General features: G+C 71.9%; 16 protein-coding genes and 1 pseudogene. 11 read left to right on the top strand and 6 right to left on the bottom strand.

What is annotated here, in order from left to right; translation table 11 throughout:
* The first annotated feature begins 484 nt into the window (after positions 1–484).
* Positions 485–1510: a hypothetical protein gene (locus tag ABZ070_RS24895; protein WP_356637469.1), complete on the top strand. Its 1026-nt coding sequence runs from the start codon at positions 485–487 to the stop codon at positions 1508–1510.
* Here the strand turns inward: ABZ070_RS24895 and ABZ070_RS24890 are convergent.
* Entirely contained in the window at positions 1486–1953 is a 468-nt protein-coding gene (locus tag ABZ070_RS24890; protein WP_356637467.1) for an NUDIX hydrolase, read from the bottom strand. The two genes, ABZ070_RS24895 and ABZ070_RS24890, sit on opposite strands and share 25 nt — an antisense overlap.
* 315 nt (positions 1954–2268) lie before the next feature.
* Here ABZ070_RS24890 and ABZ070_RS24885 point away from each other — a divergent pair, with 315 nt between their 5' ends.
* From ABZ070_RS24885 to ABZ070_RS24870, 4 genes and pseudogenes are all read left to right on the top strand, one after another.
* The gene (locus ABZ070_RS24885) at positions 2269–5592 is read left to right on the top strand and encodes a S8 family serine peptidase (protein WP_356637465.1); all 3324 of its coding nucleotides are present in this window, start codon (positions 2269–2271) and stop codon (positions 5590–5592) included.
* Positions 5593–5760: 168 nt separating this feature from the next.
* Positions 5761–6738, top strand: a pseudogene (locus ABZ070_RS24880) (aspartate-semialdehyde dehydrogenase); the annotation flags it as partial.
* 251 nt (positions 6739–6989) lie between these two features.
* The gene (locus tag ABZ070_RS24875; protein ID WP_356637463.1) at positions 6990–7583 is read left to right on the top strand and encodes a GNAT family protein; all 594 of its coding nucleotides are present in this window, start codon (positions 6990–6992) and stop codon (positions 7581–7583) included.
* Positions 7584–7624: 41 nt separating this feature from the next.
* Positions 7625–8488: an MOSC N-terminal beta barrel domain-containing protein gene (locus ABZ070_RS24870; protein WP_356637461.1), complete on the top strand. Its 864-nt coding sequence runs from the start codon at positions 7625–7627 to the stop codon at positions 8486–8488.
* Between the two features lie 7 nt (positions 8489–8495).
* Here ABZ070_RS24870 and ABZ070_RS24865 read toward each other — a convergent pair whose 3' ends face one another.
* A complete protein-coding gene (locus tag ABZ070_RS24865; RefSeq protein ID WP_356637459.1) occupies positions 8496–8762 on the bottom strand; it encodes a hypothetical protein in 267 nt (88 codons plus the stop codon).
* Positions 8763–8884: 122 nt separating this feature from the next.
* Here ABZ070_RS24865 and ABZ070_RS24860 point away from each other — a divergent pair, with 122 nt between their 5' ends.
* A complete protein-coding gene (locus tag ABZ070_RS24860) occupies positions 8885–9247 on the top strand; it encodes an arsenate reductase family protein (RefSeq protein ID WP_356637457.1) in 363 nt (120 codons plus the stop codon).
* Between the two features lie 76 nt (positions 9248–9323).
* Here ABZ070_RS24860 and ABZ070_RS24855 read toward each other — a convergent pair whose 3' ends face one another.
* Entirely contained in the window at positions 9324–9800 is a 477-nt protein-coding gene (locus ABZ070_RS24855) for a carboxymuconolactone decarboxylase family protein (RefSeq protein ID WP_356637455.1), read from the bottom strand.
* Positions 9801–9846: 46 nt separating this feature from the next.
* Here ABZ070_RS24855 and ABZ070_RS24850 point away from each other — a divergent pair, with 46 nt between their 5' ends.
* Positions 9847–11352, top strand: coding sequence for a PLP-dependent aminotransferase family protein (locus ABZ070_RS24850; RefSeq protein WP_356637453.1), 1506 nt, complete (start codon positions 9847–9849; stop codon positions 11350–11352).
* Between the two features lie 191 nt (positions 11353–11543).
* Positions 11544–12239: a hypothetical protein gene (locus ABZ070_RS24845; RefSeq protein ID WP_356637451.1), complete on the top strand. Its 696-nt coding sequence runs from the start codon at positions 11544–11546 to the stop codon at positions 12237–12239.
* A gap of 181 nt (positions 12240–12420) precedes the next feature.
* Here the strand turns inward: ABZ070_RS24845 and ABZ070_RS24840 are convergent, their stop codons facing one another.
* On the bottom strand, positions 12421–13341 hold the full coding sequence (locus ABZ070_RS24840; RefSeq protein ID WP_356637449.1) for a Gfo/Idh/MocA family oxidoreductase: 921 nt from the start codon (positions 13339–13341) through the stop codon (positions 12421–12423).
* Positions 13342–13594: 253 nt separating this feature from the next.
* Between ABZ070_RS24840 and glnII the strand changes: the two genes are divergently transcribed.
* Together glnII and ABZ070_RS24830 are read left to right on the top strand one after the other, a co-directional pair.
* Positions 13595–14626: a glutamine synthetase gene (gene glnII / locus ABZ070_RS24835; protein ID WP_356637447.1), complete on the top strand. Its 1032-nt coding sequence runs from the start codon at positions 13595–13597 to the stop codon at positions 14624–14626.
* 357 nt (positions 14627–14983) lie between these two features.
* On the top strand, positions 14984–15523 hold the full coding sequence (locus ABZ070_RS24830) for a winged helix-turn-helix domain-containing protein (RefSeq protein ID WP_356637445.1): 540 nt from the start codon (positions 14984–14986) through the stop codon (positions 15521–15523).
* 7 nt (positions 15524–15530) lie between these two features.
* Here ABZ070_RS24830 and ABZ070_RS24825 read toward each other — a convergent pair whose 3' ends face one another.
* Both ABZ070_RS24825 and ABZ070_RS24820 read right to left on the bottom strand, forming a co-directional pair.
* Positions 15531–16973 (bottom strand): PepSY-associated TM helix domain-containing protein, encoded by a 1443-nt coding sequence (locus ABZ070_RS24825; protein WP_356637443.1) that lies wholly within the window; start codon positions 16971–16973, stop codon positions 15531–15533.
* Positions 16974–17020: 47 nt separating this feature from the next.
* Positions 17021–17746, bottom strand: coding sequence for a hypothetical protein (locus ABZ070_RS24820; RefSeq protein WP_356637441.1), 726 nt, complete (start codon positions 17744–17746; stop codon positions 17021–17023).
* Here ABZ070_RS24820 and ABZ070_RS24815 point away from each other — a divergent pair.
* Positions 17745–18800 (top strand): NAD-dependent epimerase/dehydratase family protein (locus ABZ070_RS24815; RefSeq protein ID WP_356637439.1); only part of this gene is annotated, 1056 nt, incomplete at its 3' end. The genes ABZ070_RS24820 and ABZ070_RS24815 overlap by 2 nt on opposite strands.

The following is an 18800-nucleotide window of genomic DNA, read 5'->3' as shown; positions in this document are numbered from 1 at the left end:
GCCCGCCCTGGTCGGGGCACCGCCCCCAACCCGCGCCCCCCGCGGGGGCCGCCGTCCCGGGCGCCGCCCGCCCCCCAGGCCCTACGGCGCTTGCACCGGACGCCCTGTCGAGGCTCCACCCACCCCCGGCGCGGGGCTTGAGACTGTCCCACCGACGCCCGCCGCCCCGGGGCCGGCCACCCCCAGGCACCACGGGGCTTGAACCGGCCAGCACTAGACGCCCCCCGCGGGGGCCCGCCGTCCCGGGGGTCGGCACCCCCGGGACCCGGGCTTCGGTGCGCCGCCGGGGGGCCGTTTCGCGAAGCGGAGTTCAGGGCCGGCGGGGCACCAGCGCGCGCAGCGGAAGGCGGGCCCGCGAGCGGGCCCGACGCGGGGGCTCTGATCGGCAGTCGAACGTGCGTACTTTAGTGCAGCCTTGTCCTGAAATGCCGACAGGCTTGTAACAGCGGTTAGCCCGGTCCCGCCCCGCGGGCATCCCCTTCGCATGACTCAGCGCAACACTCCCCTCCCCCCCTCCCCCCTCCCCCTCGGCCGGCTCGCCGATGTCCGCCGCCGGGTCGTGTCCGGTGCACAGCTGCGGACGCAGGGCGTCGCGCCCGCGCGGGTCGCGGAGCAGTGCCGGCCAGGCGGGGCCTGGCAGTTGCTGCTGCCGGGGGTGTACCTGCTGCACTCGGGCCCGCCCACCAGCGAGGAGCGGCTGCACGCCACCCTCCTGTACGCCGGCCGCCCCGTGCTGCCCGCCCCGCGGCAGGAGCCCGCGCCGTACGGCGAAGCCATGATCACCGGGCTCGCCGCGCTCGCGCTGCACGGGTTCTCCGCCGCGCCGCCGCTGACGGCGCTCGAGCTGATCGACGTCCTCGTGCCGCGGACCCGGCGGCTGCGGTCCGCGGGGTGCGCCCGGCTGGTGCGGGGGCACACGCTGCCGCGGGCGCAGGAGATCACCGGTATGCCCGTCGCTCCGGCACCCCGGGCGGTCGCCGACGCCGTCGCGCAGCTCGACGACCCCCAGCTGATCGGCCGGCTGCTGACGGAGGCGGTACGGGGGGACCACTGTGAACCGGCCGCTCTGGTCCGCGAGCTCAACGACGCGCGACTGCTCGACCGGCCTCACGTCGTGACCGCCGTGGACGATCTGCTCGCTGAGGGCCGGGCGCTGACCGAGGGGCGGCTGTACGCCCTGGTGCGGGACGGTGGGCTTCCCGACCCCCTGTGGAACGTGGATCTGCGGATGCCCGGCGGCCCTCACCTCGGCGGGGTGGACGCGTACTGGCCGGAGCAGGCCGTCGCCGTGGAGCTGGACACCCGGGCGCCCCGCCAGGACGAGGACGCCGAGTGGTCGCAGTACGTCCGCAAGCGGGAGCATCTGGAGCGCCTCGGCATCACCGTCGTGCATCTGACGCCCCGCAAACTGCGCGAGGCGCCCGAGCAGCAGGCGACCGTCGTGCGTACGGCCCTGATGGCCGCGGCGGACCGGGAGCCGGCCGCCTATGTGGTGGTGCTGCCCCGCTGAGCCGCCCGCCCGAGCACGGGCCTGGAGCGCCACAGTTCCAGGCCGATGTCGACGAGTTCGACCCGGTCGAGTCCCGGTACCGCCTCCAGCCGGTGCCAGGCGGCCAGGTCTGTGGAGCCGCCTGTCTCGTTGCGCAGTTCGCCGCCGGTGATCCGGCCCTCGTAGACGATGCGCAGGGCCTGGAAGTCCGCGAACGAACCGAGTTTGCGCGGGTAGCGGCGGCGTACCGAGTCGAGACCGAGCAGCGCGGTCATCTCGGCGAGGTAGCCGGTCTCTTCCTCGACCTCTCGAACGACGGTGTCGAGGGGATCCTCGCCGTGGTCCATGCCGCCGCCCGGCAGCGTCCACCTCTTCGCGCCGTCGCGCGCGACCCAGCGGGCCAGCAGGACTTGTTCATCCTGTATGCACACGGCGTACGCCGCGACCCTCAACTCCTTGTTCATCCGGTGAGGTTACCGGCGGGGCTTCTCCGGCGTCGGCGAGCGGCGGCCGGCCGCTCGCAGGCAACTCCGGGACCAGCGAGGCCGCTGAGGCGGATGAGAGGGGCGAGGCGGGCGGGACGGCTGAGACGGCTGACGCGGCCGACCGGGTGAAACGCACCCATTCGTGCCGTGTGGCACAAGCCGCACGGTGGCGGATGTACGCCATGAGCGCATCACGACTTAATCAACCCTCCACAAACCCCTGTCATTTACGAAAGGCTGAGCGGTCATCCGGCACCGTATTCCGGACCCTCTCTTTCACATACAGGGATACTGATGACTCCCCAATCCGAGAGCTCCACAACAGGACGCTCGACGCCCGGCCACAGACGCGTGGCGCGCGTCGCGGCAGCCGCCTCCATGGTGGCCGCGCTCGTCGCCGCCGGCGTCGCTCCGGTCGTCGCGGCGACCCCCGCCGACGACCCGACGGGAACCACGGAAGTCAAGGCTGCCAAGGCGCCCGCCGACAAGCTGGGTTCGGCCGACGCCGAACTGCTCGCCGAGGCGGAGGCCACGGGCGAGAAGACCGTCACCGTCATGGTGGCCACGGCGCCCGGCGCGACCGAGCAGGTCGCGGACCAGCTGGACGCCGTGAAGGGCTCGGTCGTCGGCAGGACCTTCGACGAGCTCGGCTATGTGCGGGCAACCCTGCCCACCGACAAGGCCGAAGCCGCGCTCAAGGCGGCGGCCAAGCTCTCCAGCGTCCACGGCATCGATCTGAAGCACGAGATCGAACTCGACGACCCGACGCCGGCCGGGGACACCACCCGTGCCGCGGGTACCGCGGAGAATCAGGTCGAGCAGCACCCCGCGCCCGGCAAGAACACCCCGGCGAAGAACCCGTACAACCCGTCCTTCGAGACCGGCGCGGTCGACTTCGTCAAGAAGAACCCCGAGGCGGACGGCCGCGGGGTGACCATAGGTGTTCTCGACTCCGGCGTGGACGTCGCCCACCCGGCGCTGCAGAAGACCACCACCGGCGAGCGCAAGATCGTCGACTGGGTCACGGCCACGGACCCCGTCGCGGACGGCGACGGCACCTGGCTGCGGATGAACACGGCCGTCAGCGGTCCGACCTTCGTGTCGGGCGGCCGCACCTACTCCGCCCCGGCCGGCGCGTACCGGTTCAGCCTGTTCAAGGAGTCCGCCACCAAGGGCGGCGACATGGCGGGCGACCTCAACCGGGACGGCGACACCACCGACGTCTGGGGCGTGCTCTACGACGAGGGCACCCGCACCGCCCGCGTCGACCTGGACAACGACGCCGACTTCCGCAACGACACCCTGATGAAGCCGTACAAGAACGGCTTCCAGGTCGGCTACTTCGGCAAGGACAACCCGGCGACCGACGTCGTCGAGCGCATCCCGTTCGTCATCGAGGTCCGCAAGGACGTCGTGTACAACGCGGCGGGCGCCACGGCCGACTACGTCAGCATCGGTGTCATCGAGGGCTCGCACGGCACCCACGTGGCCGGCATCACCGCCGCCAACAGCCTGTTCGGCGGCCGGATGAGCGGCGCCGCCCCCGGCGCCAAGATCGTCTCCTCGCGCGCCTGCACCTGGAGCGGCGGCTGCACCAACATCGCGCTCACCGAGGGCATGGCCGACCTGGTCATCAACCGGGGTGTGGACATCGTCAACATGTCCATCGGTGGTCTGCCCCCGCTGAACGACGGCAACAACGCGCGTGCCGAGCTCTACAACCGGCTCATCGACACCTACGGCGTCCAGCTGGTCATCTCGGCCGGCAACGAGGGCCCGGGCACCAACACGCTCGGCGACCCGGCCGTCGCCGACAAGGTGATCTCCGTCGGCGCGTCCATCTCCAAGGAGACCTGGGCGGCGAACTACGGATCCGGTGTCGAGAAGAAGTACGCGATGCTGCCCTTCTCCTCCCGCGGCCCGCGTGAGGACGGCGGCTTCACGCCGACCCTCACCGCGCCCGGCGCCGCCGTCAACACCACCCAGACCTGGTCGCCCGGCGGCCCGGTCAAGGAGGCCGGCTACGCGCTGCCCGCGGGCTACTCGATGATGCAGGGCACCTCGATGTCCTCGCCGCAGGCCGCGGGTGCGGCCGCTCTGCTGCTCTCCGCGGCCAAGCAGCGTGACATCGAGCTCACCCCGGCGAAGCTGCGCACGGCGCTGACCAGCACCGCTCACCACATCAACGGTGTGAAGGCGCACGAGCAGGGCGCGGGCCTGATCAACGTCGTGGACGCGTGGAAGGCGATCACGCGCGGCGCGAACGCCCACGAGTACAGCGTCAAGGCCCCGGTCGACACCGCGATCGACTTCGCGCTGAAGACGCCGGGCTTCGGCACCGGCCTGTACGACCGCGAAGGCGGCCTGCAGGCGGGCAAGAGCCGGACCTACGACGTCACCGTCACCCGCACGACCGGCCCGGACAGGGCGGTCGAGCACAAGCTGCGCTGGAAGAACAACGACGGCACCTTCCGCCTCCTCGGCGGCTCCAAGGTCCGGCTCCCGCTGAACCAGCCGGTCACCGTCACCGTCCAGGCGCGGCCCAAGACGGCCGGCGTGCACAGCGCCATCCTCGAGGCCGACGACCGGCGCACGGTGGGCGTGGACAAGCAGATCCTGGCCACCGTGGTCGTCTCCGACGCTCTCGCGAAGCCCGGCTTCACGGTCTCCAAGACCGACTCGGTGCAGCGCAACAGCCACAAGTCGTACTTCGTCACCGTCCCCGAGGGCGCCAAGAACCTCGAGGTCGCGCTCGGCGGGCTGGACAAGGGCAGCCAGACCCGGTTCATCGGCATCCACCCGTACGGTCTGCCGGTCGACGACAGCTCGACGATCAACTGCTACCCGAACTACGAGAACCCGGCCAACACCTGCCGCCCCGACGTGCGCTCCTACCCGGAGCCGGCGCCGGGCGTCTGGGAGATCGAGGTCGAGTCCCGGCGTACGTCTCCGCTGCTCGACAACCCGTTCGAGCTGGACGTGACGGTGCTGGGCGCCGACTTCGACCCGGCGGTCAAGACGCTTCCCGAGGCGAAGGTCGGCACGCCGACCGCCGTCGAGTGGAACGTCACCAACGCCTTCGCCGCCATCGACGGCAAGCTGGCCGGCGGCTCCCTGGGCTCGGCGAAGGTCGCCCGTCCGTCGATCGGGGACGGCGAGCAGCAGCGGTCCACGGTCACCATCGGCGAGGGCGTGGAGCGACTCGACGTCGCCATCGGTTCACCCTCCGACAACGGCGCCGACCTGGACCTCACGGTCCTCAAGGACGGCGTGCAGGTCGGCCAGGCCGCGGACGGCGACTCCGAGGAGGCCGTGAGCCTCGTCAAGCCGGCCGCGGGCACCTACACCATCGTGGTCGACGGCTACTCGGTCCCGGCCGGGACCACCGAGTACGACTACCGCGATGTGTTCTTCTCCCCGGCGCTCGGCTCGCTGAAGGTCGACTCCGGCAAGCCTGTGACGCTCGACAACGGAGCGTCGGCGCAGGTCGGCGCCGAGGTCGTGGTGGCCGGTGCGGCTCCCGAGGGACGTCAGTTCTTCGGTGAGGTCCAGCTGCGAGACGCACGCGGCACGGTCGCGGGCGCGGGCAGCGTGGTGATCGCCAAGGTCACCGAGTAACACCTGTAGCGGCACGACGGCGGGGCGGGCGCTTCATTCGGCGCCCGCCCCGTTCGTATGTCGCGAGTCACACATTCCGCCCTTCGGACAATCGATTGGACAAGGCCACCGGGGACATACGCATCATGGAGCGGCACCAGAGCCGCAAGTACGTACGGAGGAGTCCCCGTGAAGGTCGGAATCGTCGGAGCCACCGGGCAGGTCGGCACGGTCATGCGCAACATCCTCACCGAGCGGAAGTTCCCGGTGGACGAGCTGCGCCTGTTCGCCTCGGCCCGGTCCGCCGGTTCCACGATCGAGTGGGACGGCCGCGAGATCACCGTGGAGGACGCCTCCACCGCCGACTACAGCGGTCTGGACATCGTGCTCTTCTCCGCCGGCGGCGCGACCTCCAAGGCGCTCGCGGAGAAGGTCGCCACCCAGGGTGCCGTCGTGATCGACAACTCCTCCGCCTGGCGCCGTGACCCCGAGGTCCCCCTCGTCGTCTCCGAGGTGAACCCCCACGCGATCAAGGACCGCCCCAAGGGGATCATCGCGAACCCGAACTGCACCACGATGGCCGCGATGCCGGTGCTGCGTCCGCTGCACCAGGAGGCCGGCCTCGTCGCGCTGGTCGCCACCACCTACCAGGCCGTCTCCGGCTCCGGTCTGGCCGGTGTCGCCGAGCTGAACGACCAGGTGACCGCCGTCGCCGAGCGCGCCGCCGACCTCACCCACGACGGCGAGGCCGTGGCCTTCCCCGAGCCGGGCGTCTACAAGCGCCCCATCGCCTTCAATGTGCTCCCCCTCGCGGGCAGCCTCGTCGACGACGGGTCCCACGAGACGGACGAGGAGCAGAAGCTGCGCAACGAGTCCCGCAAGATCCTGGAGATCCCGGAACTGAAGGTCTCCGGTACCTGTGTGCGCGTCCCGGTCTTCTCCGGCCACTCGCTGCAGGTCAACGCCCGCTTCGAGCGTGAGATCGGCGTGGAGCGCGCCTACGAGCTGCTGAAGGACGCCCCGGGCGTCGAGCTCTCCGAGATCCCGACCCCGCTGCAGGCGGCGGGCAAGGACGCATCCTACGTGGGCCGTATCCGCGTCGACGAGACCGTGGACAACGGCCTGGCGCTGTTCCTGTCCAACGACAACCTCCGCAAGGGCGCGGCCAGGGCTGGCGCCTGGTCGCCGCTGGTCGCCGGGGCGCCCGCCGGCGTGGACCTGCTCGGCGGTGGCACCACCAGCTCGAATCGACGGACGACACGCCCTGGACCGCATCGCGTCCGCGACCCCGCCGGATACCGGCGTCGCTTCCGGACCGCGCCCCGCCACTGAGACCGATGCACGGGATCCGGCTCCACGATTATGCACTAGTGCATAATTCAATTGCGGCTAGTGCAGAGTCCCGCTAGGTTGTCACCATGCCTGCAAAGACCCCCTCACCCGTGACTCTGACCGGCCGTCATGTGCGGCTCGAGCCGCTCACCGATGGCCACCTTCCCGACCTCTTCGCCGCCGGCGGGCAGGACGACGACGTGTGGCGCTGGCAGGGCGGGCCCACGCCGCGGACCGAGGAGGAGCTGGGCGACAAGCTCCGTGAGCTGCTGGCAGAGGCCGGGCTGGGCAAGTACGTGCCGTTCGCCGTCATGCACCGCGCATCCGGACGCGCGGTGGGATGGACCACGTTCCTGGACGTCAGCGTGCACGACGAGCGCCTGGAGATCGGTTGGACCTGGTACGGGCGCGCGTACTGGCGGACGGCGGTGAACACGGAGACGAAGCTGCTGCTGCTCACACACGCCTTCGAGGACCTGGGCATGGGGCGCGTCCAGTTGAAGACCGACCACATGAACCAACGCTCGCAGGCAGCGATAGCGCGCCTCGGCGCCCGGCGCGAGGGCGTACTGCGCCGGCACCGGCTGCGGCCGGACGGGACATGGCGGGACAGCGTGTACTTCTCGATCCTCGCCGACGAGTGGCCGGACATCAGAGCGCGGCTCGAGGCCCGGCTGTGACCGCCGGGCCGAAGCCGTGCAAGCCGGTACGCTCGGGCGGCATGGGGATCACTGTGCAGACGCTGACGTACTACCCGGTCAAGGGCTGTGCCGGTACCGACGTGCGGGCGGCGCAAGTCGGTGTCATGGGGCTGGAGCACGACAGGACGTTCATGGTCGTCGACGCCGTCGACGGGGCCTTCCGCAGTCAGCGAGTGCTACCGGGCATGGCCGCGGTCCGGCCCGAGATCGTCGACGGCGGGCGGGCGCTGCGACTGGGCGCGGCGGGGGCGGAGAGTCTTCTTTTGGCCGTCGACCTGGACGGCGAGCGGCGGCCGGTGACCCTGTTCGACAAGCCGGTCGGCATGGCGGTGGACCAGGGGGACAGCGCGGCCGAGTGGTTCTCCGACGTGCTCGGGGAGAAACTGCGGCTGGTGCGGGTGCCGGACGGCTTCGACCGGGACGGCTGGGGCGAGACCCCGGGGAAGGTCGCCTACGCGGACGCTCATGCCGTGCTCGTGGTCTCGCAGGCCTCGCTGGACGGGCTGAACGCCCGGATCGAGGCCGCTGGGAGAGAGCCGGTACCCATGGACCGCTTCCGCGCCAACATCGTCCTGGACGGCTGCGCCGAGCCCCACGACGAGGACCGCATGCGGGGGTTGGAGCTCGGCGGTGTGCAACTCGCCCATTGCGTACGGGCGATGCGGTGCGCGGTGCCGCTGGTAAACCAGCGCACGGGGCGCCGTGCCGGCCCCGAGCCGGTGCGGACGCTCGCCACGTACCGCAAGGAGCCCGCCTACGACAACAAGGTCAGCTTCGGGGCGAAGACGGCCGTGACGCGTGAGGGCACGCTGACGGTCGGCGACGCGGTGCAGGTGCGGTGGTACGAGAACGGGGCGCCGGATCCCCGGCGCCCCGTCTCCTGAGCGTCGGTCAACGGCCGTAGCGGATCAGCGCCCTCACCATCCGGCATGTCGTGTCGGACGGCGCGTGGGCGCCGATCCGCTCCGCCGTCGCCCGTATCCGGCGGTTGTCCGCCGTCGCCGGGTGGTAAACGCCGGAGTCGAGCAGGGCGATCGCAAGGCGCATGGCCTTCAGCCGGCGGTTGTGGGACACATACCACTCGCGCGGTTGTCCGGCCGGGAGCGGCTTCTTCCGGAGCGGGGTCTGGGGCTTCGTCGTGAGTGTGGCAACGGCCATCGGCAACCTCCTGGCGCGGTGGCGGGACCATCCCGAACTACTGTTCATTCTACCGGCGGCCACTGACAATCGGCCCTGGCCAGACGGTGTTTGACGAGCTCATGGGCGGTACCGTGGAACACATGGAGATCTGGATCAACCCCGCCTGTTCCAAGTGCCGCAGCGCCATCGATCTGCTCGACGCGGAGGGCGCCGAATACACCGTGCGCCGCTACCTCGAGGACGTCCCGACGGAGGACGAGATCCGTGCCGTCCTCGAACGGCTCGGCCTCGAACCGTGGGACATCACCCGCACCGGCGAGGCCGTGGCGAAGGAGCTCGGACTCAAGGACTGGCCCCGGGAGGCCGGTTCCCGCGGCAAGTGGATCGCGGCTCTCGCCGGGCACCCGAAGCTCATCCAGCGTCCGATCATCACGGCGGACGACGGTTCCGCGGTGGTGGGGCGTACGGAGGACGCTGTACGGGACGCGATGGGTCGCGGCTGACGGGAGGGCCTCCCGGCGGCGGCCCTGCTCCGCCGAAAGGGCCTCGGGCCGGGGCCCCGCTCTCGCCGCCGAACGCTCAGCGCTCGTCGGTGCCCGCCACCTTGGCCGTCGCGAGGGCGATGCGGTTCCAGGTGTTGATGGTGAAGATCAGGGCGAGCAGCTGGGCCAGTTCGCGCTCGTCGAAGTGCCGGGCCGCGCGGGCGTAGACCTCGTCCGGGACTCCGCCCTCGGCGATCAGGGTCACCGATTCGGTCAGGGCCAGTGCCGCCTGCTCCTTCTCCGTGAAGAAGTGGGCGGCCTCGCGCCAGAGCGCCGTCATGTGCAGACGCTCCTCGCTCTCACCCGCCTTGCGGGCGTCGATGGTGTGCATGTGCAGGCAGTACGCACAGTGGTTGAGCTGCGAGGAGCGGATCTGCACCAGCTCGACGAGCGCCGGGTCCAGGCCTTCGCGGGCTGCCGCGTCGAGGCCGATGACCGCGCGGAAGGCCTTCGGGGCGGCCTTGGCGAAGTTGAGGCGGGAGGTGGTCTGCTGCGGGGTCCGTGTCGTCGTCATGGGACGAATCTATGGGCGTGGGCGACCGGCTGTAGGGTGCATTTCCGTGGCGGAATCATGGGTCAATTTCGCGGAACGGCTGGGCGTCGACCTGCACCTGGAGCTGACCGGGGCCGGTGGCCGACGGGCCGCGCTGATGCGGGCGCTCCGCGATGCCGTCGAGAGCGGGCGGCTGGCGCCGGGGACGCGGCTGCCGCCGTACCGTTCGCTCGCCGCCGATCTCGGTATCGCCCGCAACACAGTCGCCGACGCGTACGCCGAGCTGGTCGCCGAGGGCCGGCTGACGGCGCGGCAGGGCTCGGGCACGCGTGTCGCCGAGCGGGCCGCGCCGCTCCGGGACGACCGCGACGGCCGGCGCACGCCCGCCCTCCCGACGCGGCCGGGCACGGGTAAGTCCACCGCCGGGAGCGGCAGCCGAAGGCCCCGGCCGATCACGGCCCCCGCAAGGCGGCCGGTGTACGACCTGGTGCAGGGACAGCCGGACCCGTCCGCGTTTCCGCGCACGGCGTGGCTGGCCTCGGCACGCAGGGCGCTGACGGCCGCCCCGCACGACGCGTTCGGGTCCGGGGATCCCCACGGGCGACTGGAACTGCGGGAGGCGCTGGCCGGCTATCTCGCGCGGGTGCGCGGGGTGCGGACGGACCCCGGGCGCATCGTGCTCTGCTCGGGGACCGCGCATGCGCTGCGCCTGCTCGCGGCGGTGGTGGGCGGCCGGTGGGCGGTGGAGGCATATGGTCTGCCCTTCCACCGCGGGCTCCTGGAGGCCGCGGGGGTGACCACCGTGCCGCTGGCAGTCGACGAACACGGCGCGGACATAGGCGGCTTGGGCGCGGAACGGGCCGTACTGCTCACGCCCGCGCACCAGTTTCCCACCGGCGGCCCGCTGCACCCCTCCCGGCGTACGGCCGCGGTCGACTGGGCGCGGTCCACGGGCGGGCTGGTACTGGAGGACGACTACGACGGAGAGTTCCGCTACGACCGGCAGCCGGTGGGCGCCGTGCAAAGCCTTGATCCGGACGGCGTGGTGTTCATGGGGTCGGTGAGCAAAAGCCTGTCCCCTGCGCTGCGGATCGGCTGGATGGTACTGCCGGGATCGCTGGTGCCCGAAGTGGTGGCCGCGAAGAGCGAACGCGAGCAGTTCTCCAGCGCCACGGACCAGCTGACGCTCGCGGACTTCATCGTCTCGGGGGCGTACGACCGGCATGTGCGCCGGATGCGGCAGCGGCACCGGGGGCGACGGGACCGGCTGGTGTCGGTACTGGCGGAACGGGCCCCGCACGTACGGGTGACAGGTATCGCGGCGGGGCTGCATGCCGTGCTCGAACTGCCGCCGGGGACCGAGCGGACCGTGGTCAAGGCCGCCGCATGGCAGGGACTCGCGGTCGAGGGGCTGGCCGGCTACCTGCATCCTGCGCGGGCGGGACGCGGGCCGGGTGGACGGGAGGTTCCGGGGGGCGGGCGGGACGGGCTGGTCGTCGGGTACGCGACACCCCCCGAGCACCTGTACGCGAACGCTCTCGACGCGCTGTGCCGGGCGCTGCCGCCGGAGTGAACTGCCGCTCGAGTGGACTGCCGCGGAGGTGCACGCCCCGAGGGGCACGCCTCCGAGGTGAACTGCCGCCACCTTAAGGAAAGTTAAGGAAGTGACCGGTGCGTCCGGTGAGCACGCGGCCACGGCTACTCGTACGTAACGGCACAAGGAACCATCCGGCCGCCCCCGCGGCCGGGGACAGGAGCCCTTACGTGTCACGCAAGAAGACCCTCAGCGGCAAGAAGAAGATCGCCCTGCTCGTCGGCGCCGCGGCCATGGTCGGCGGCACTGCGATTGTCATGACCGGGACAAGTCAGGCGTCGGTGGCCTGCGACGGGCTCGCCCAGGCGATCCGCAACAACGAGAACTTCATTGCCGGACAACGGGCCAATCCCGACGCCCAGTCGGCGGCACGGATCGCCAACCGAGAGGCGGTGATCGCGCAGATCAAGGTCCAGCAGGAGGCGGCCGGCTGTGAGGCCGGCGGCGGCCAGGCGGCTGCTCCCCCGGCCGCCGAACAGCCACCGGCGGAGGCGCCGCCCGCCGAGGAGGGCGCGGAGCAGGGAGCCGGCCAGGGCGAGGAGCAGGCCGGCGGTGACCAGGCAGGAGGCGAGCAGGCCGGAGGTGAGGAGGCCGGCAACGCGGGCGGAGGCGCCGCCGGCGAGGTCGTCTGCGCCGGCTCGACCGTCACCCTCTCCGGCGAGGGCGGCGCACCGGCCGCGTCCAGCGGCGAGTTCCCCATCGGCACCCAGCTCAAGGTGACCAACCTCGACAACAACAAGTCCACGACGGTCGAGGTCACCTCGGTCTCGGGCAGCTGCGCCCTGCTGAACAACGCCGCCTTCGAACAGGTCCGCGAGGCAGGCAAGTTCCTGATCCGCAACGCGCGCATCGAGCGCGTCGGCTGATCCGGCCCGGTCGCCGGACCCCAGGACGCGTGCCGCAGCCGCTCCCCCTTCCACTGTCCCAGGAGGAGCTGCCGCCGCCGGGCCGCACACCCGGCGGCGGACTGCGGACGACCGCCCCGACCGCGCGGCCGCCCAGCCGTCGTAGCCGCAGGCCCCGGTAACGCCCCCGCCGGCCCTGCGGCTACGGCACCTCCCCGGCGATCTGCGCCTCCGCCTCCGCCAGGATCTCCGTGAGCCGGACCCCGAAGCGGATGTCGCAGTCGTGCGCCCTGCCCGTCCGTACGGCCTCGAGCAGCGCGTCCACGGCCGTGCGGAACGAGTCCACCGGGTCGCCCCACCCGTCGGGCAGCTCCGCCCTCCCCCGCTCGCCCAGCAGCACCAGGCTCGTCCCCGCCACCTTGCCCGGCGCGCTGAGGCCCAGCGTCACGGTGCTCGATGCCCCCGAGGAGTGCCGGAGCACCATGTGCACGGTGTCAGCAGGGCCACGGCCTGCCGACAGCGTTGTCACGTCGCCCAGTACCGGGATCAGCGCCGAAAGCGCGTGCGGGCCCACGTCCCACAGGCCGCCCTTCTCCCGACGCCACGGCGACGCCGCGAACGGGCTGTCCGAGTCGTCCGCGTACAGCGAGCCGAGCCACTGCGCATGCGCTGTGAACCACCCGTCCTCAGCGGCCTGTTCCGCCACCCACGGCGCCGTGGCCGCGGCGAACCTCAGCGTGCAGAACACCACCGACGCGACCCGCGCCTTCTCGGCCGCCGTTGCCGCCGCACGCGCCGCGGCGACGTCCGTGGCGACCGGTTTGTCCAGCAGCAGATGGCAGCCCGCGGCCGCGGCCCGGGCCGCGAGAGGGGCCTGGACGTCCGGCGGCAGCGCGAAGGCGACGGCGTCGCTGACAGCGAAGAGGGCGTCGATGCCGTCGTCACCGGTGAACGCCGCCGTGCCGTGGGCGTCGGCGAGCGTCGCGGCCGCGTCGGGCCGCCTCCCCCACACCCCGCTGAACACGACATCCGGGTGACCGGCCAGCGCCGGGGCCTGCGTCATCCGTGCCCACGGGCCGGCGCCGAGGAGCCCGATACGCAGCTGCTGCGTCTGCTTCGTCATGCGCCCCAGTGTGCACGGCGGCGGAACTTGCCTGTGTCGCGCTTCCGGGACGTTCCGGCTCTTCGAGGCGGCGCACCGGCGCTGCCGTGCAAGCTCAAAAAGCACGGGAAAGCCGGGGAAGCACGCTCGACACGCCGCTCCCGACCCGCGATTTTCCCTGCGTAACGTGGGGTTCACAAACGGGCAACGGCTGGGAAATCGCGTATTGCCAAGCTGCGCGGCATACCGCTGCACCCGCAAAGGATGAGACCCCGTGACCTTCAAGGCTGAGTACATCTGGATCGACGGCACCGAGCCGACCGCCAAGCTTCGCTCGAAGACGAAGATCATGACGGGCTCCGCCGCCGGCCTCGACGAGCTGCCCATCTGGGGCTTCGACGGGTCCAGCACCAACCAGGCGAAGGGCCACGCGTCGGACCGCGTGCTCAAGCCGGTCTTCACCTGCCCGGACCCGATCCGTGGCGGCGACGACGTCCTCGTGCTGTGCGAGGTCCTCAACACGGACATGACGCCGCACGAGTCCAACACCCGTGCCGCGCTGGCCGAGGTCTACGGGCAGTTCGCCGCGCAGGAGCCGATCTTCGGCATCGAGCAGGAGTACACCTTCTTCAAGGGCGCCCGCCCCCTGGGCTTCCCCGAGGGCGGCTTCCCGGCCGCGCAGGGCGGCTACTACTGCGGCGTCGGCGCCGACGAGATCTTCGGCCGTGACGTCGTCGAGGCCCACCTGGAGAACTGCCTCCAGGCCGGGCTGGGCATCTCGGGCATCAACGCCGAGGTCATGCCCGGTCAGTGGGAGTTCCAGGTCGGCCCGCTCGCCCCGCTCGAGGTCGCGGACCAGCTGTGGGTGGCCCGCTGGCTGCTCTACCGCACCGCGGAGGACTTCGAGGTCTCCGCGACGCTGGACCCGAAGCCGGTGAAGGGCGACTGGAACGGCGCGGGCGCGCACACCAACTTCTCCACGAAGGCGATGCGCGAGGGATACGACGCGATCATCACCGCCTGCGAGTCGCTCGGTGAGGGCTCGAAGCCGCTCGACCACGTCAAGAACTACGGCGCGGGCATCGACGACCGCCTGACCGGTCTGCACGAGACCGCCCCGTGGAACGAGTACAGCTACGGCGTCTCCGACCGCGGCGCCTCGGTCCGCATCCCGTGGCAGGTCGAGAAGGACGGCAAGGGCTACATCGAGGACCGCCGCCCGAACGCCAACGTCGACCCGTACGTGGTGACCCGCCTGCTGGTGGACACCTGCTGCTCGGCGCTGGAGAAGGCCGGTCAGGTCTGAGCGCCTGAAGCTCCGTGAAGGGGGCGTCCGCCGACGAGGCGGGCGCCCCCTTCCTGAGTCCGTGCACGGTCAACAGCCGGGAGCGTCGGCCGGATTGCGTATCAACGTATGAGAGGAGCCTGCTGCGGGCGCGTTGCGTCTGCTTGAATAGGGGCATGGCCAGGAATCAGGGGAGCATCGCGACGGGTCGCACCGACCTCGAGCCGTTCTGGCCTTCCCGACAGCACCATGACTTCGACCGGGTGTGTTGCCGCGCGATGAACGCGCCGGCCCTCTAAAGCCGCTCATCCCGGTCTTCGGCCCGCGCGCACGACGTACTGCGTCCGTCTCCCTTCCGCGCGAAAGAGCTGGTCCGTCATGGCGAACACCCGATCCATCTCCGCTGTCCCCACCGCAACCCTCGAGGCCCCCGTCGGCCGCCACCGTCTTCGTGCCGTCGATCGTGACGAGGTCGTCGACGTCGCCGATCTCCTTCCGCCGGGGGCCACTTGGCTGCCCGCTCCGCAGCACACCCTGCCCACGCTGCCGGGGCAGCCTCCGATGGTCGGCTACCTCGTGCTCGTGCCGGCCGACCGGCAGCCGCCGCTCACGCCGGTCAAGGATCCCGGGGCCGCGGAGGGTCCCGTGCTGATCGACGCGGTGCAGCGCACCGCCGAGGTCGACGGACGGACGCTGGACCTGACGTACCTCGAGTTCGAGCTGCTCGCACACCTGGTGGCGCACCCCCACCGGGTGCACACCCGCGACCAGCTCGTCACCACGGTGTGGGGGTACGGGCATGTCGGCGACGGCCGTACCGTCGACGTCCACGTGGCGCGGCTGCGGCGCAAGCTGGGGGCCGAGCACCGCCGCACGATCAAGACCGTGCGGCGGGTCGGCTACAAGTACGTCCCCTAGGAATCCGTCAGGAATCCGTTCCCTGGGAAACGGACGTGGCCCGTGCCTTCGCGACAGCACCGAGTGTGATGTCGACGGCGAGGAACACCAGCAGGCTGATGCCGAGCATCGGCACGAACCAGCCGACGAGGGCCGTCGCCGCGGCGAGCGGCAGCAGCGCCGTGACCGGCACCTTGCGCCAGGCGCCGCGCGGCATGGGCCGGCCGGCGCTCAGCCTGCGTTCCTTCGTCGGTCTGCGCAGCCACCACATGCGGTAGCCCCAGACGATGAGGAGGATCAGGGCGACCATGAGGGCGGCCAGGGCGAGCTGGTTGACCAGGCCGAAGAGGACCCCCATGTGGCCGTCGATGCCGTAGCGGGTCAGTTTGGCGAGCAACGGATAGTCGTCGAAGTGCAGTTCGTCGATGACGCGGCCGTCGGCGGGGTCGACGGCCACCGAGTCGAGGTGGACCGGGTACTGGGTGTCGGTCTCCTTGACGACGTAACCGCTGCCGTCGGCCGGCAGTGTCACGGCGATCCTGCCGTCGACGCCGGCGCCCCGGGCGGCGGCCACGGCGTTGTCGATACCGACGTCCGCGCCCTTGTGCTGCGCTCCCTGGCCGGTGCCGCCGTGGCCTTCGTGCCCGTCCCCGCCGCCTGCGCCCGCCTCGAGCGCGGCGGAGACGGTGGGGGTGGCGCCGCCCAGCTGGTCCTGGACCGCGCCGATGTTCTCGCCCGCGTACCGGGACCAGGTCAGGCCGGTGGCGGAGAGCACGACGAGCCCGGCAACGGCCCACAGTCCGACAGAACCGTGCCACGACAGCGTCCTGCGGCGTCCGGTCGTACCGCGCTCGGGCAGGATCAGCGCCCGCTTGGTGCGGCGTCGGCGTCCGAACCACAGCAGGAGCCCGCCCAGCGCGACGACCCACAGCCAGCTGGCGGCGAGCTCGCTGTAGTTGCGGCCGAAGTCGCCCAGATGCAGATCGCGGTGGAGTTCGTCGAGCCACGCCCGCAGCGGGAGCGCGCCGGAGCTGCCGTACGAGGGGAGCTCACCCCGTATCTCCGCGGTGTACGGATCGACGAAGACGGCAAGGGACTTGCCCTCCTCCACCTCGGGGTCGGTCATCAGGACGCGGGTGGTCGCCCCGTCCTCGTACGACGGCCACACGGCGGTGACGGTGCCGTCCGGATTCGCCGTGCGTGCGGCATCGACCTGTGCCTCGAGCGGGAGGGACGGGCCGGTGACCGGGGCGCTGAGTTCGTGGCGGTAGACGAACTTCTCGGCCTGGAAGGACAGCGAGTAGAGCAGGCCGCTGACGGCGGCGAGGAGGAGCAGCGGGGCGATCAGCAGCCCTGCGTAGAAGTGCAGCCGGAGAACGAGCGGGCGCAGCGCGCCCCAGGTGGACTTCGTTTCGGCCGGGCCGGGTTCGGCCTTCGGTGCGATGCCCTGGTCGGGCGCGTCAATGGACATAACGGTCCTCGGGAGTCGTTTCTGACATGGGGAGGGCGGCCCCCGGGTCAGATGGCGGCTCCGGAGGCCGTGGCGCGGGGGACGGCGGGCGCGGGTGGACCGCGGCGGACGACGATGTGTGCGAGGACGACACCGTGAAGGCGGCTCGGCCGGGCTGCCGGGCGGGGCGCCGGCCGGGGCGGTTCGGGCAGCCGTACGGCGGTGAGCAGCAGCCGCAGCGGGGTGAAGGCGGTGGCCAACGCGGTGCGCGCGAGGCGGAAGAGCGCGGCTTCGCCATGGGCCAGCCACAGCGCGCAGCCGGCGGCGGCGACGAGGTGCACGGCGAGCATGCCGCTGTCGGCGGCGAGGTCGGTGCCCACGTCCACGCGTTGGTGCCCGTGATGGTGCTGCACGGCGGACGGCCGGCCGCCGGAGAAGATCAGGTGCAGCGCCCCCTGCACGGCGAGGAGCCCCGCGCCGATGGCGCGGACACCGCGACGGCGGCCGGCAGCGAGCCAGCCACCGGCCCAGGTGACACAGAGCGCGATGAGCAGAGCGGAGGGCGGCAGATCGTACGCAGACAGGGACGAATGCCCCATCGCGGCGAGGATGACGGCCACCGCCGCGAAAAGCGCGGCCCGAAGGGCGCGCAGGGGCGACCGGGCATCCGTCATCGTCCGCACATGCTGCCATCCCGCGTCCGGGTCCGGGAGAGTGACCGCGGGTACGCGTTCTTCTCCCGGAAGCAGAACCGCTTTCCCCGGCAGCCGGCCGCGGGGCAGAGTCGGGAGCATGAAGCTACTGATTCTGGGCGGTACGGAGTTCGCGGGGCGGGCGGTGACCGAGTCGGCGCTCGCCCGCGGATGGGACGTCACCGTCTTCCACCGCGGACGGCACGCGGCGCCGGACGGTGTCACCTCACGGATCGGCGACCGCACCGCCGAGGACGGCGGCGGCCTGGCCGCGCTCGCGGACGGCGCGTGGGACCTTGTCGTCGACACCTGGTCGGGCGCGCCGTCCGCCGTCCGGGACACGGCGCGGCTGCTCGCGGGGCGGGTGGGCCGCTATGCCTACGTGTCGAGTTGCTCGGTGTACGTCTGGCCGCCGGCGGCCGGCTACGACGAGAGCGCCCCCGTCGTGATGGGGTCGCCGGACGCGGGAGACGTGCCCTACGCCGAGGCCAAGCGCGGCGGCGAACTGGCGGTACTGGACGCCATCGGTGAGGGCCGTTCGCTGCTGGTGCGCTCGGGTCTGATCCTCGGCCCGTGGGAGAACATCGGCCGGCTGCCGTGGTGGCTCGGACGGATCGCGCGCGGCGGCGATGTGCTGGCGCCCGGGCCGCGGGAGACGCCGCTGCAGTTCGTCGACGTACGCGACCTCGCCGACTGGACGCTCGACGCGGCGGAAGCGGGGCTGAACGGGCCGTACAACCTCGCCAGTGAGCCGGGGCACACGACCATGGGCGAACTGCTCGAGGCGTGCGTGGCGGTGACGGGCTCGGCGGCACGGCTCAGGTGGACGCCGGCGGAGGCGATCCTGGCCGCGGGCGTCGCGCCGTGGTCGGACCTGCCGATCTGGGTCCCGTGGAGCGACCCGGCGCATGGCGCACTGCACGGCCTGGGGGTGGGGCGTGCTCTGGCGGCGGGCCTGCGCTGCCGCCCGGCGGGGGACACGGTCAAGGACACGTGGTCGTGGCTCACGTCGATCGGCGGCACGGCGCCCCAGCGGCCGGACCGGCCGCGGGTGGGGCTGGCGCGTGAGGTGGAGTTGAGATGGGCCCTGCTGCGCGGCTTGGTCGCCCGGCGGTCCGGCCATGCGCGCCACCCGTCGGGCTCGGCCTGTACGGGC

Source organism: Streptomyces sp. NPDC006283 (assembly GCF_040613325.1).
GTDB lineage: Bacteria > Actinomycetota > Actinomycetes > Streptomycetales > Streptomycetaceae > Streptomyces.
This window is presented reverse-complemented; position numbering and strand designations above follow the sequence as displayed.